Here is a 12,488-nt window from a genome sequence, read left to right as displayed (position 1 = left end):
CACCTGACCGAGAAGTACAAGATGCGGCGTTCGGTCGGCAGAACCGGTGTGTGCTGGGACAACGCCATGGCCGAGTCGTTCTTCGGGGCATTGAAGAACGAGTGGCTCAACCGTATGGTATTTGCCACACGAGCCAAGGCCCGCCGCGCGGTTGTGCAGTACATCGAGGGCTTCTATAATCGACGCAGGCTTCATTCCGCGAACGGGTACCGGACCCCTATGGAGGTCCACAACGAGTACCTGGATCGGCAGCAAGCAGCGTAGATCTGCCCGCAGATCACCCATGAAGAAGCTGTCCGGAAAACGCGTGGCCCCTCACTCGTGGCGTAGTCGGGCCACCTGCCGTGCACGTGCGGGATTGGGGGTGAGTTCCTGCAGTCGGCCCAGTAGCAGCGACAGGTCTCCGGCCAGGTAGTGCCGTGTCATGGCGCCCCCTCAGTACTCCCTACTCTTGGATCGTCTCGCCGACCGGCTTGGGGTGGCAACTGTCGGGCCGTTCGGCAGATCCGTCGGCCGACCTGGCCGGCGACGGCACGGCTCAGCTGGTCTGGGTGCCCTGCAGTTCGGCGAGCAGGCCGCTGCGGCCGTTCAGCAGCGCGGCGAGGACCCGCCGGGAGGCGTGCAGGAGGTCGGTGATGTCGGGGGCGCTCAGCTCATAGGTCACGCTGCCGTCCTCGCGGGCGGCGGTCACCAGGCCTGAGCGTCGCAGGACGGCGAGCTGGTGGGACAGGTTGGAGGCCTCCACCCCGACGTCGCGTCGGAGGTCACCGACCTGGCGGGGCCCGTCCAGAAGCAGTTCCAGGACCCGGATGCGGACCGGATGCGCCAGGGTCTTGAACAACTCGGCGTTGGCGTCGTCCACGCGAGCGGGCATTCAGTCCTGCCCGGAAGGGTGCGGGGGCTCCCCGGAGGTCCCGTCGTCCCGGTCGGGATCGAGGCGGACTCCGTGCACCGTGGCCTTGCGCGGCAGGTCCTCCAGTTCGGCCGAGTAGATGTCGATCTCGTAGTCGTTGTCGGCCTCTCGCGCGGCGCGCAGCAGTTCACGGGACCGCTGAACACGTCGGCGCAGGTTGCTGGCCAGGTCACCCACGGTTGCCTCTCCTTGCCTGTAGTGGCTCGCATAGCGGCGGTGTGGTCCGCTGGGGTGGGGAGCCGGCACACCCCAGCTCTAGAATGCCCTCTAGCATACATTCTTAATTGAAGGACTATTCAAGTCGGTGATGGGTGTGGTGCGGCGGATGGCCGGAGTGCTCCGGCGCAGCGGGCTGGTCGCTCATCCGCTGCGGCGTCCGGTCGACAGCGCTGAGGCGGCCCTCATGGTGGTGCTGGTGGTGGTCTTCGTCGTGGTCGGTGCGGCGGCCGCGGCCGCCGTCGGGACCGCTGTATTTCGGGCCGGGGCACACGCTGAGAAGGCCCAGGCGGCCGAGCGGCAGCATCTGACGGCGATCGTCGAGGACCCGCGGCGGCACGGCGGCAGGCTGGTGGCGACCGCACGCTGGACCGGTCCGGACGGTTCGCAGCGGGCCGTGCAAGTGGCGGTGACCGGGCCCGGCCGCCCGGGCGCCCCGGTGCGGGTGTGGATCGATCAGAATGGGCGGGTGGTGGGCCCGCCGCGGTCACGTGCGCAGACACTGAATCAGACCGGGGCGTGCTGTGTGGTCACCCTGGCGGGGATCGCGTTCGCGCTGTGGGAGATCCGCCGGGCGGGGCGGCGACGACTCGATCAGCACCGGTCGGCGCGCTGGGCCTCCATGTGGGCCGGGGTCGAGCCCCACTGGTCGGGCCGGCGCTGAGGGTGGCCTGGCGGGCGCTATTGCGGGCGCGCGGGCGGTGATCGCCGGGTGCCGGACAACGCGGCCTGGACGGCGTCATCGACGGTGGCGTACACCGGGACGAGGGCGTGGAGCTTGCTCGCGGCCATCAGGGTGGTGAGGTGCCTGGGGGGTGCCGCCAGCAGGACCTCGCCGCCGTGCCCGTGGGCGAGGTCGGCCGTCTCCATCAGCACCTGGAGGCCGGCCTGCCCCTCGAAACGCGCTTGGCACAGGTCGAAGACCAGGTGGTCCTTGCGGCGGCGCCGCACCCGCCGGATGTAGACGGCCAGCTCCTGGGCCTGCTCGGCATCGACTGCTCCCGACACGGTGAACACCGTGGCTCCGGCCGCCAGATGGCGATGCGACAACTGCGGAGCGTTCATCGCGGGCCTCCCGCCCCCTGCGGCGGCACACCACCGTCGGCCACCGACCAAGCGGCCGCGGTCCACCGTGCAACCAGCAGCATGCCTCTCCTCCGCGCCGCAACGGAAACTGCCCTCTGGGCGGGCGTTGCTGCTTGCCTACATTCCTAGTTGCATAATCCCTAAACTCCGGTTCGTCGCCGGATGCTCCGCCGTGCCCGGAATATTACCCGGCCTCCCGGCGCAGCGTTACAGGTCGTTGCCGGCGTAGGAGAGGTTGAAGCTCTTGTTGACCAGGGGGAAGTCCGGGACGATCGCGCCCTTCAACGCGACTGGGACCGCCGGCCAGTTGAAGAAGGAGGGGTCGACGATCTTGGTGCGGGTGAGGGTGCCGTCGGGGGCGAGTTCGACGCGGTGGACGATGGTGCCGCGCCATCCTTCGACGATGCCGGCGCCCGAGAGCGGCCCGTCCGGTGGGGCGGCAGGTGGGGCGAGCGGCGGCCAGTAGGTGGCCAGGCCCGGATTCCTTCCGTAGGTCAGGTCATTGATGATCGCGATCGAGGTGGTGATCTCGCGGGCGCGGATGTGGAAGCGGGCCAGCACGTCGCCGGTGTCGGCGGTCGGGATGGTCAGTGCGGGGCGCAGGTCGGTGAAGGGGTGGTCGCGGCGGGCGTCGGTGTCCAGTCCGCTGGCGCGGGCGACGTATCCGAGGGCGCCGAGGTCGCGGGCGGCTTGCGTGCTCAGGGGGGCGGTTCCGGTGAAGCGGTCGGCGACCACGGTGTGGCCGAGCGCCAGTTCGACGAGTTCGGCGATGTCGGTGCCGATGGATCGCAGCTTCTGCGGGTCGGGGATCGCGCGCAGGGTGGCGCCGCCGAGCCGGACCCCGCCGCGCAGCAGCCGGTGCCCGGTGACGTGGGCGTTGAGGCGCAGCAGTTGCTCGCGGACGCGGCCGAACTGGGCGTTGAGGATCGAGTGGCCGGCGTCGTTGCACAGCGCGCCCAGGTCGGTGACGTGGTTGTAGAGGCGTTCGAGTTCCAGCAGGATCGCCCGGGCGCGTTGCGCGCCGGGGGCGACCTGCACGCCGGTGGCGTCCTCGACGGCCAGGCAGAAGGCCAGGGTGTGGCCGACGGTGGTGTCGCCGCTGACGCGCTCGGCGAGCGGGAGCGCGTCGGCTGGGGGGCGGCCTTGGAAGAGCTTTTCGATGCCCTTGTGCACGAACCACAGGCGGGCCTTGAGTTTGAGGATGGTTTCTCCGACGACGGAGAACCGGAAGTGGCCGGGTTCGATCATGCCCGCGTGCACGGGCCCGACCGCGATCTCATAGACGCCGGGCCCTTGGACCTGGACGAAGGGGTAGGGCCCTTCGGGGTCGCCGAACTGCGGGGGTGGTCCGGCGTCGTTGCGCATCGGATACCAGCCGCGGGGCCAGTGGTGGTGGCGGACCAGGCGGCGCGGCAGCGGGTGATTGTGCGGGACGATGCCGTACAGGTCGTGCATCTCGCGTTCGAACCGGCCGGCGGGGAAGCTGATGCGGGCCAGGCTGGGCAGCGCCGGATCGGCGGGGTCGAGGCGGACGTGCAGTTCGGCGCGGCGATCGGTTCCGGCCTGGGTGAACAGGTACACCACGCGCAGGGCATCGGGGTCGTGGTGCGCCGCGGCCAGGGCCAGGCGGAACCCCTCACCCAGCAGCGCGGCGGCCCGGCCCGGCAGCACACCGGTGTCGACCTCGGTTCTGGTGCGTTCAGGCCGGTCGGCGGGCTGACCGGCCGGCTGTTGGTCAGCCCGGTCGGTGGGCCGGTCGTGCGGGTGGTGGTGTGGGTGGTGGTCGGGTGAGCTCATCAGTGTGTCCCCAGAGCGGCGGCCGCGTGGTCGAGCAGGGTGTGCAAAGGCCCGATGGTGGTTCCGATCACGGCACAGGCCACCAGGCCCAGGACCAGCGCTGCGGCGCCCGCGCGGGGCTGGCGGACCGGGAAGGTGGCGGCGCCGGGCCCGGTCCGCGGGGCGCCGAGCAGCATCCCTGCCGTCCGGGCGGCGAGTGCGGCGGTGATGACCAGCAGCAGGAGCAGGGCGGCGCCGACGGCCCAGCCGAACCCTTCGGCGAATCCGGCGCGGAAGATGCCGATCTCGCTGGCGAACAGGCCGAACGGAGGGAAACCGAGCAGCGCCAGCACCGCTGCGCCGAACCCGCCGGCCACCAGCGGGGCGCGGGCGGCCAGGCCGCGCACGGCGTCGATCCGGCTTCCGCCGACGGCCTGGTGGATGTGCCCGGAGGCCAGGAAGGCGACCGACTTGGCCAGGCCGTGCCCGAGGATGTGCAGCAGCACGGCGGTGATCGCCAGGCGTGATCCGATCGCGGTGCCGAGCGCGAGCAGGCCCATGTGCTCGATGCTGGAGTAGGCGAGCATCCGCTTGTAGTCGCGCTGGCCGAGCAGGAGCGCGGCGGCGATCGCGAGGGTGGACAGCGCGATGGTCAGCAGCAGGGCTCGGGCGAGCCCGGTGCCGAGCGCGATGTCTGTGATCGCCTTGACCCGCAGCACGGCGTAGAAGGCCACCGACAGCAGCACGCCGGACATGAGCGCCGACACCGGCGCGGGGGCCTGGCTGTGCGCGTCGGGCAGCCAGGCGTGCAGTGGGGCCAGGCCCGCCTTGGCGCCGAAGCCGAGGATCAGCAGGGCGGCGGCGATGCGTGTCACGCCCGGGTCCAGGTTCTCGGCGTGGGCGGTGAGCTGCGTCCAGTCCAGCGAGCCGGAGGAGGGGACGTGGGCGTGCCGGGCGGCGAAGTGCAGCAGCACGATGCCCAGGAACGCCAGCGCGATGCCGGTCGAGCAGATCACCACGTACTTCCAGGCGGCCTCGGTGGCGTTGCGGGTGCGGCGGTGGCCGACCAGGAACGCGGTGAGGATGGTGGTGGCCTCGATCGCCACCCACAACATGCCGAGGCTGGCGGCCAGTACCGCCGCCGCCATCGCGGCGACGAACCCCTGGGTGAGCAGTCCGTAGCGGCGCATGTCGCGGGCGGTGGTGTGCCCGGCGGCCTGTTCGGCCGCCAGGTAGCCGGGGCTGGCGAGCATGGCCAGCAGCGCCACCGCGCCGATCACGATCAGCATGAAGGCGCTGAGCGCGTCCGCCCGCAGCAGCCCGCCCAGCCCGGTCTGCGGCCGGTCCACGGCCAGGGCGGCCAGCGCGACCGCCGAGCCCAGCAGGGCGGCGGCCGCGGCGGCGCCCAGCCAGGCGGTGGCGCGCCGCCATCCCAGGGCGGCGTAGCCGCCGGCCGCCAGGGCCGGCGCGGCGATCGGCGCGATCAACAGCAAGGTCATCAGTCCCGCAACTCCCGCAGGTCGTCCAGATCGGTGTCGCCGAACGCCGCCCGCATCCGGGCGGTCAGCACCTGCAGCACCAGCACCGCCAGCAGCACGTCCAGGGAGACGCCGAGTTCGACGATGAGCGGTACCCCGGAGGTGGTCAGGAACGCCACCGCGGTGATGCCGTTGTCGATCAGCAGGAACCCCACGACCTGCGACAGGGCGCGCCGCCGGGTGACCAGGACGAAGAACCCGATCAGCACCACGGTCAGCGCGACCGGTACCGCCTGCACCGCGGGCGTCGGGTCCAGGGCCACCACCGGGCGGGTCACGGCGTAGGCCAGCAGCGCCAGCAGCGCCGCGATCACCAGTGAGGCGGCCACGTTCACCCGCGGGTCGGTCTCCCGGCCGCCGCCCCCGGCAACCATGGCGCGCCGCAGCAGCCAGGGCAGCGCCACCGCCCGCAGCAGCCCGAGGCCGACCGCCAGCCCGATCACCTCCGCCTCTCCCTCGTGGACGCCCAGCACGGCGACCAGGAAGGCCAGCGCCGCGCCCTGGAGGGCGAACAGCCGCACGATCGCGGCCAGGTCGCGGCGCCACAGCACCAGCACCCCGGCCAGCAGGAACGCGCCGCAGGCCAGGTCCAGCAGCTGCACGTACAGGGTGTGGTTCACGGGGCCACCAGGAAGAAGGAGGCGGCGACGGCCAGCAGCGCCAGCACGAACGAGCCGGCCAGCAGTTCAGGGACGCGGAACATGCGCAGCTTGGCCATGAACACCTCGCCGGCGGCCAGCGCGCCGCCCAGCACGACCACCTTGGCCGCATACGCCGCCACCGCCAGCGGCAGCATCGCCAGCGAGGCGCCGGCGATGCCCCAGGGCGCGAACAGGTTGGCCACCAGGCCGAGCAGGAGAGTCAGCCGCATCGCCGACGCCCACTCCACCAGCGCCAGGTCCGGGCCGGCGTACTCCAGCACCATCGCCTCGTGGATCATCGTCAGTTCCAGGTGTGTGGAGGGGTTGTCGACCGGGATCCGTCCGGTCTCGGCGATGGTCACCACTACCAGCGCGACCGCGGCCAGCACGCTCACCGGTGAGACCACGTGCTGCGGTTCGTTCAGGGTCGAGGTGACGATGGCGCCCAGGTTGGTGGACCCCACCCGGACCGACAGCGCGAAGACCGACACCAGGATGGTGGGCTCCACCAGCGCCATCACGGTCATCTCGCGGCTGGCGCCCATGCCGCCGAACGCGGTGCCGGTGTCCAGCCCGGCGAGCGCGAGCGCGACCGTGCCCAGCGCCAGCAGCGCGGTCACCGCGAACAGGTCCGCGGCGCCGTCCAGCGGCGAGGCCGTGGTGGCGATCGGGATCACGGCGGCGATCACCAGCGCGGTGCCCGCCAGCAGCAGCGGCGCGATCCGGAAGATCGGGCCGGTGCCGTCCGGGGTGATCGGCTCCTTGCGGACGAGCTTGCGCAGGTCCCGCCACGGCTGCAGTACACCGGCCCCGGCGCGTCCCTCCAGCCTCGCCCGGGTCTGCCGCATCACCCCTACCAGCAGCGGCGCCCCGGCCCCTACCAGGATCACCTGGGCACCGGCCGCCACGGTCCCTGCGACTGTGGTGCTCATCGCCACACCGCCAGTGCGATCAGCACGCCGGTGAAGGCGTAGAACCCGTACCCGACGTAGCGGTGCACGCTGCCGTTGGCCAGCGGCCGCGCCGCCCGCCCGGTCCAGGCCACCGCGGCCAGCACCGGCCGGTACAGCCGATGCTCGATCCGATCACCCACCCGGGCCCGGTAGGTCACGCTGTCCACCAGGTACGCCGACTCGGCCACCGGCGTGACGTCCAGGTCGGTCTCCGGTGCCAGCACATCGTCGAACACCCGCTGCAACGGCTCGGCGAACGAGGTCGCGGTGTACTCCATCCGCGCCGACGCCGGTCCGGCACCGCAGTCCCACAGCCGCGCCCGCCGCCGTGCCCGCCCGGACGCGACCGCGCGCAGCACGGCGATCAGCGCGACCACCGCGGCCAGCAGCAGGGCGGCGATCACGATCGGGGACATGGTGCTCGGCAGTCCCGCCAGATGCAGCGTTCCCGGGCCGGTCACGGCCTGCGGGCCGGGCGCCGCCACGGCGACCGCGCGTGACAGCCCCTCCGCCGCCCATCCGGGGGCCAGCGCGAGGCCGACGCAGCACACCGCGGCGGCCGCCATCGCGATCAGCATCGTCGCAGGACTCTCATGGGCCCGCTCGGCGGCGCGGGTCCTCGGCCGGGCCAGGAACCCCACCCCGAACGCCTTGACGAACGCGGCGATCGCCAGGCCCGCCGACAGCGCCACCACCGCCACCGCCAGCGGCATGGTGACCGCCGCGACCGTCCCGCCCGACGGCAGCGCGTGGATCAGGCTCTGCAGCAGCAGCCACTCGCTGACGAACCCGTTGCCCAGCGGCAGCGCCGACGCCATCAGCGCCCCGATACCGAACAACGCGGTCGTGGCCGGCATCGACGACCGCAACCCGCCCAACTCGTCCAGATCCCTGCTCCCGGTGGCATGCAGCACCGACCCCGCCGACAAGAACAGCAGCGACTTGAACCCCGCGTGATTGACCACATGCAGCAACGCGGCGGTCATCGCCAGCGCCGCCAGCACCCCCTCGCCCCAGGCGGCGAAAAGCCCGCACGCCCCCACACCCATCAGCACCAAGCCCATGTTCTCGCAGGTCGAATACGCCAGCAGCCGCTTCACATCGGTCGCCACCACGGCCTGCAAGATCCCGTACAGCGCCGACACCGCGCCCGCACCCAGCACCAGCAGCCACCACCACACCGGCCCACCGCCCAGCAGGTCGAAACCCACCCGCACGATCCCGTACACGCCCAGATTCACCATCGCCGCGCTCATCAGCGCCGACACATGGCTGGGCGCCTCGGGATGAGCCCGCGGCAGCCACACGTGCAACGGCACGGCGCCCGCCTTGGACGCGAACCCGGCGAACGTCGCCACGAACACCGCACCGCGCACCGCCGGCGACAGGCCCCCGGACGCCGCACGCAGCCGCTCGAACGACTCACCGTGCGCTCCCGCGGCGAACCCGGCCAGCCCGGCCAGGATGACCACCAGCCCCAGATGCGTCATCACCGCGTACCACAACCCGGCCTCGGCCACCGCCGCCCGCCGCCGATGCTCGGCCACCACCAGCAGCAGCGAGGTCAGCGCCATCAACTCCCACGCCACCAGGAACGTGCTCACGCTGGCCGCCGCCGGCACCAGCAGCATCGCCGCCACGAACAACGGCACCATCGCCTGACAAACCCGGCTGTCCAACCCAGACCCACCAGCGTCGGGCCCCACGCGGCCGGCGCCATCGCGATCCTCAGCCAAGGGCCGGGCATATCCCACGCCATACACCGCGGCGCACACCGCCACCGCGCCCGTGACCGCAAGGAACACCCCGCTCAGCGGGTCCACCGCCAGCCGGACCCCAGCCAGCGGCAGCAGGTCCGGCAACCACGCCTCCCAGGCATGGCCGGCCATCGCCGCCACCCCGGCGACCACCGCCGCCGCCCCGGCGGCACCGGTCGCCAGCCCTACCACGACACGGCGGGCTCGGCGTGGCAACGTGGCCCCACCCGCCGCGGCGAGCAGACTCAGCCCCAGTCCCGCCGACAGGGCGGCACCCGTCAGGTTCATCGGCCGGTGAGCCCCCGCAGCGCGGCCATGATCGCCTCCGGCTCCGGCGGGCACCCCGGCACCTCAACATCCACCGGCACCACGTCGCCAACGGCACCGGCCACGCCGTAGGCCTCGGCGAACACCCCGCAGTTGCGGGCGCAGTCCCCCACCGCCACCACGACCTTCGGCTCGGGGACGGCCTCATAGGTCCGCCGCAGCGCCACCTGCATGTTCCGGGTCACCGGACCGGTCACCAGCAGCGCATCGGCATGCCGCGGCGAGGCCACCTGCCGCACCCCGTAGCGCTCGGCGTCATACACCGGCCCGAACACCGACGCGATCTCCACCTCACACCCGTTGCACGACCCCGCATCCACATGCCGGACCTGCACCGACCCCCCGAACCCGCGAGCGCACGCCGGCGGCGCGCCCTCACGGCGCTCGGGCGGCGGCTCGGCGACCCGGCCGACCTGACGAATCTTTCGCAGCAGACCCTTCACCACGCTCCTCACTGCGAGATCTCAAACGGCACCAACCCGCAGGAAGACTACCGTCCTGCGCAATTGCCAACGTTAGCAACTGCCCAAAACGCCGAAGCAGGAGGGTCCGCAAACCGCGAACGCTCGCGGGGCGCGGCCGCCCCGCAAGGGGATGGGAGTCCCAGACGGGACGGCCGCCGCTCGGCGTTCCAGAGAGATGGGCGTTCGGAGAGACGCGTTCTAGAGGTGCTTGCGGCCCTCGGCCGCGACACCCGCGGCCCGTAGATCGTCCAGCAGCTCCGCCTGCCCCGACAGCACCCCGCTCAAGATCGCCCGAGCGACCGCCAGCAGGTCCGCCACACGCGGACTGGTCAACGAGTAGATCACCGTCGACCCCTCCTTGCGAGCCACCACCAGCCCCGCGCGGCGCAACACCGCCAACTGCTGCGACAGGTGCGCCGGCTCGATCCCCACCTCGGGAAGCATCTCGGCCACCGCATGGTCACGCTCGCTCAGCAGTTCCAGCACCCGGATCCGGGCCGGATGCCCCAGCGTCTTGAAGAACTCCGCCTTCAACTGGTACAGCGGCGCACTCACGATGCCCGATCCTCCTTCATCACTCCTGAGCCGACAGCCATCACCGAACACCTTGCGACGGCGGCCCACGCGTTCCACCTTGCCAGCCCCAGCGGTTGCCCCGCCATGCCTCGTCCGGGCAGAGCCGCAGGGCGACGGAGGCACCGGACGCCCATCCAGGTGACTACATCGGCAATTGCTAATATTAGCAAGTAACCTGGAACGGGTTCCAAGACCCAGCAGCCGAGGACCGCGACGTTCGGCCTGACGGGGCTCGCCAGCCCCCGAGCGAGAGAGCCGCCAAAGGTCACATCCACCCAGAACTACGCCAGCGACAGCTAACCGAGAGTATCGGAAGGTTCGCGCGGGACCGGATGACACTGCGGCCAGAGCAGACCGCGCCGCACCCGAACGCCGAGGCTGCAGGCAGGAGGCATATGCGAACGCCGATTCACACAGCACACGCCCAGCACGGGGTCACCATCGTCATGGTCGGCCGGGTCCTGGACCCCGGACTCTGTCCCGCCTGCGAGGAAACGATCAAGGCAGTCCGGGCAGAGATCAACGCCGCACAACACGAAGCCGGCCACCGCACGCTGGTGCTTGACCTCAGCAACATGCCCGAGATCCGCCCCGAAGGGGCACACCTGTTGTGCCAGGCCCGGAACCGGGCCGAAGACCAGGGCACCACCGTGGTACTGGCCGGGCTGCGTCACCGGCCGATGGCAAGGCTGCGCCTCTACGGGGTCGCCCGCTTCTTCCCCCACTACGACAGCGTCGAGAACGCGGTCGCAACGTTCACCGAGGACTCCAGCCAGGAGCCCGCTTAACGTTAGAGGCCGGTGCTTTCTTTGTCGCAAATGGGGGAGCGCAGGTGGCGGCGCCGTCCGGCTCTCGGGCATGCGGCTCTGCCGCGGTGCCCTCGCCCACCAGCTGTAGCGGTGCGAGTGCGCGGACGCTTCGGCCTGTGCTGGCGCGAGCCGCACTCACGGGCACGCGACCGGGATGCCGACCAGACGCAATGACGGAATCGACCCGAACGATCACTCCTTGTTGTATTTGTAGTGGGTGGTCTCCGCAGGCGGGGTTGGTCCGGTCGGCTTGATGCCGTCCGACAGGTGCCATTGGACGGCTCTGTTGTCGGCTCGGTATGTCATCGCCGACCGGGATCGGCACGCTGTGCGGCTGATGGCGGGGTGGGCGGGCAGGTGGACCGCGAGGTGGCGGGTGGACGGCGGCGAGTTGGTCACACCGGCGCGTGATCTGGGCTCGGTCCCGGTGGCCCGTTGCGCACCGGTGCGGCCGTTCTCGTGGCGGACCACTCAGCGGCACCGTCCGGGGCTGGAGTTCTTGGTCAGCACCGGGCGACACCACGGCTTTGAGAGCATCGCCGAGCAGCGGCTGCTGCTGATGCTGGACTTCGCCGGCGCGGTGTCGGAAGTGTTGTCTCAGCCGCTGCGGCTACGGTTTGAGACGCTGCAGGGCTGGCGGACGCATGTCCCCGACTTCCTCGTAGTGACGCCGCACGACACCTGGCTGATCGACGTACGGCCGGGTGAGCGGATCGGTGACGACGATCGGGTCACGTTCGCGGCCACCGCGGAAGCGGCGCTGGCGTGCGGGTGGCGGTACGAGGTGGTGACCGGGTGGGGCCGAGAGGCACTGAGCACGGTGGAGGCGCTGTCTGCCCAGCGTCGTCCGCTGACCGATCCGCTGCGGGTGCAACCCGGACTCCTGGAGGCGGTGTCACAGCGATCGCTGCCATTCGCCGAACTAGCGGGGGCTGCGGCGTATCCGGCGGTGGCCCGCGCGCATCTGCTGCACCTGATCTGGCATCGCCGGCTGGGGATTGACCTGAGTGGGCCGCTGACCGATCGGACGCTGGTGTGGGCCCCAAGGACAGGGACCGGTGATGAGTGCATTTGAGGTTGGTGAGCTATCCCCAGGGACCCGGCTGATGCTCGACGGGACCGAATGGTCGGTGGAGTTGTGCGAGCCGCAACTGGGACGCGTCTGGTTGGTCGGGACCGATGGCCGACGCCGGTCGGCCACGATCGAGGAACTGATCCAGCATCAACGGAATTGTCGGTCGCCGACCTGAGGGGCCACGCGTTTTCCGGACAGCTTCTTCATGGGTGATCTGCGGGCAGATCTACGCTGCTTGTTGCCGATCCAGGTACTCGTTGTGGACCTCCATAGGGGTCCGGTACCCGTTCGCGGAATGAAGCCTGCGTCGATTATAGAAGCCCTCGATGTACTGCACAACCGCGCGGCGGGCCTTGG

General features: G+C 71.1%; 14 protein-coding genes and 1 pseudogene. 4 read left to right on the top strand and 11 right to left on the bottom strand.

The window, feature by feature from the left end:
* A partial coding sequence (locus H505_RS0133105; protein ID WP_026405373.1) for an integrase core domain-containing protein occupies positions 1 to 264 on the top strand: 264 nt, incomplete at its 5' end.
* 274 nt (positions 265 to 538) lie between these two features.
* Here H505_RS0133105 and H505_RS0133100 read toward each other — a convergent pair.
* Both H505_RS0133100 and H505_RS46010 read right to left on the bottom strand, forming a co-directional pair.
* Positions 539 to 874: an ArsR/SmtB family transcription factor gene (locus H505_RS0133100; RefSeq protein ID WP_026405372.1), complete on the bottom strand. Its 336-nt coding sequence runs from the start codon at positions 872 to 874 to the stop codon at positions 539 to 541.
* Positions 875 to 1,090 carry a hypothetical protein gene (locus H505_RS46010; protein ID WP_034521114.1) on the bottom strand — a complete coding sequence of 72 codons (216 nt, stop codon included), beginning with the start codon at positions 1,088 to 1,090 and terminating at the stop codon, positions 875 to 877. It abuts the gene before it with no gap.
* Between the two features lie 148 nt (positions 1,091 to 1,238).
* Here H505_RS46010 and H505_RS0133090 point away from each other — a divergent pair, with 148 nt between their 5' ends.
* Positions 1,239 to 1,793 (top strand): Rv1733c family protein, encoded by a 555-nt coding sequence (locus H505_RS0133090; protein ID WP_157433230.1) that lies wholly within the window; start codon positions 1,239 to 1,241, stop codon positions 1,791 to 1,793.
* Positions 1,794 to 1,810: 17 nt separating this feature from the next.
* On the opposite strand, the gene H505_RS46005 is transcribed toward H505_RS0133090, so the two are convergent.
* The 8 genes from H505_RS46005 to H505_RS0133045 all read right to left on the bottom strand — a co-directional run bounded on the left by H505_RS46005 (position 1,811) and on the right by H505_RS0133045 (position 10,226).
* Entirely contained in the window at positions 1,811 to 2,194 is a 384-nt protein-coding gene (locus H505_RS46005) for an STAS domain-containing protein (RefSeq protein ID WP_034521112.1), read from the bottom strand.
* Positions 2,195 to 2,422: 228 nt separating this feature from the next.
* Positions 2,423 to 4,012, bottom strand: coding sequence for a hydrogenase large subunit (locus H505_RS0133080; protein ID WP_084551103.1), 1,590 nt, complete (start codon positions 4,010 to 4,012; stop codon positions 2,423 to 2,425).
* Positions 4,012 to 5,490, bottom strand: a complete 1,479-nt coding sequence (locus H505_RS0133070) for a proton-conducting transporter transmembrane domain-containing protein (RefSeq protein ID WP_026405368.1) — start codon at positions 5,488 to 5,490, stop codon at positions 4,012 to 4,014. The genes H505_RS0133080 and H505_RS0133070 overlap by 1 nt, the downstream gene beginning before the upstream one ends.
* Entirely contained in the window at positions 5,490 to 6,149 is a 660-nt protein-coding gene (locus H505_RS0133065) for a hypothetical protein (protein ID WP_026405367.1), read from the bottom strand. Before H505_RS0133065 ends, H505_RS0133070 begins: the two co-directional genes overlap by 1 nt.
* Positions 6,146 to 7,102 (bottom strand): respiratory chain complex I subunit 1 family protein, encoded by a 957-nt coding sequence (locus tag H505_RS0133060; RefSeq protein WP_026405366.1) that lies wholly within the window; start codon positions 7,100 to 7,102, stop codon positions 6,146 to 6,148. Before H505_RS0133060 ends, H505_RS0133065 begins: the two co-directional genes overlap by 4 nt.
* The gene (locus H505_RS0133055) at positions 7,099 to 8,778 is read right to left on the bottom strand and encodes a proton-conducting transporter transmembrane domain-containing protein (RefSeq protein ID WP_245592690.1); all 1,680 of its coding nucleotides are present in this window, start codon (positions 8,776 to 8,778) and stop codon (positions 7,099 to 7,101) included. The genes H505_RS0133060 and H505_RS0133055 overlap by 4 nt, the downstream gene beginning before the upstream one ends.
* 386 nt (positions 8,779 to 9,164) lie before the next feature.
* Positions 9,165 to 9,650 (bottom strand): NADH-quinone oxidoreductase subunit B family protein, encoded by a 486-nt coding sequence (locus H505_RS0133050; RefSeq protein WP_034521110.1) that lies wholly within the window; start codon positions 9,648 to 9,650, stop codon positions 9,165 to 9,167.
* A gap of 219 nt (positions 9,651 to 9,869) precedes the next feature.
* A complete protein-coding gene (locus H505_RS0133045; protein WP_026405363.1) occupies positions 9,870 to 10,226 on the bottom strand; it encodes an ArsR/SmtB family transcription factor in 357 nt (118 codons plus the stop codon).
* A 416-nt stretch (positions 10,227 to 10,642) separates the two neighbouring features.
* On the opposite strand from H505_RS0133045, the gene H505_RS0133040 reads away from it, so the two are divergent.
* Positions 10,643 to 11,035 carry an STAS domain-containing protein gene (locus H505_RS0133040; RefSeq protein WP_026405362.1) on the top strand — a complete coding sequence of 131 codons (393 nt, stop codon included), beginning with the start codon at positions 10,643 to 10,645 and terminating at the stop codon, positions 11,033 to 11,035.
* Positions 11,036 to 11,432: 397 nt separating this feature from the next.
* A complete protein-coding gene (locus H505_RS0133035; RefSeq protein ID WP_245592689.1) occupies positions 11,433 to 12,131 on the top strand; it encodes a TnsA-like heteromeric transposase endonuclease subunit in 699 nt (232 codons plus the stop codon).
* 226 nt (positions 12,132 to 12,357) lie between these two features.
* Here the strand turns inward: H505_RS0133035 and H505_RS52175 are convergent.
* Positions 12,358 to 12,488 (bottom strand): annotated as a pseudogene (locus tag H505_RS52175) (IS3-like element ISAar4 family transposase); the annotation flags it as partial.

The sequence above is a fragment of the Actinomadura rifamycini DSM 43936 genome (genome assembly GCF_000425065.1).
Classification (GTDB): Bacteria; Actinomycetota; Actinomycetes; order Streptosporangiales; family Streptosporangiaceae; genus Spirillospora; species Spirillospora rifamycini.
This window is presented reverse-complemented; position numbering and strand designations above follow the sequence as displayed.

What these genes read in the sequence shown, in the direction of transcription:
- H505_RS0133040 (WP_026405362.1), top strand. Translation starts at nt 10,643, where the DNA reads ATGCGAACGCCGATTCACACAGCACACGCCCAGCACGGGGTCACCATC.
- H505_RS0133070 (WP_026405368.1), bottom strand. Translation starts at nt 5,490, where the DNA reads ATGACCTTGCTGTTGATCGCGCCGATCGCCGCGCCGGCCCTGGCGGCC.
- H505_RS0133055 (WP_245592690.1), bottom strand. Translation starts at nt 8,778, where the DNA reads ATGGTGCCGTTGTTCGTGGCGGCGATGCTGCTGGTGCCGGCGGCGGCC.
- H505_RS0133090 (WP_157433230.1), top strand. Translation starts at nt 1,239, where the DNA reads ATGGCCGGAGTGCTCCGGCGCAGCGGGCTGGTCGCTCATCCGCTGCGG.
- H505_RS0133060 (WP_026405366.1), bottom strand. Translation starts at nt 7,102, where the DNA reads ATGAGCACCACAGTCGCAGGGACCGTGGCGGCCGGTGCCCAGGTGATC.
- H505_RS0133080 (WP_084551103.1), bottom strand. Translation starts at nt 4,012, where the DNA reads ATGAGCTCACCCGACCACCACCCACACCACCACCCGCACGACCGGCCC.
- H505_RS0133100 (WP_026405372.1), bottom strand. Translation starts at nt 874, where the DNA reads ATGCCCGCTCGCGTGGACGACGCCAACGCCGAGTTGTTCAAGACCCTG.
- H505_RS46005 (WP_034521112.1), bottom strand. Translation starts at nt 2,194, where the DNA reads ATGAACGCTCCGCAGTTGTCGCATCGCCATCTGGCGGCCGGAGCCACG.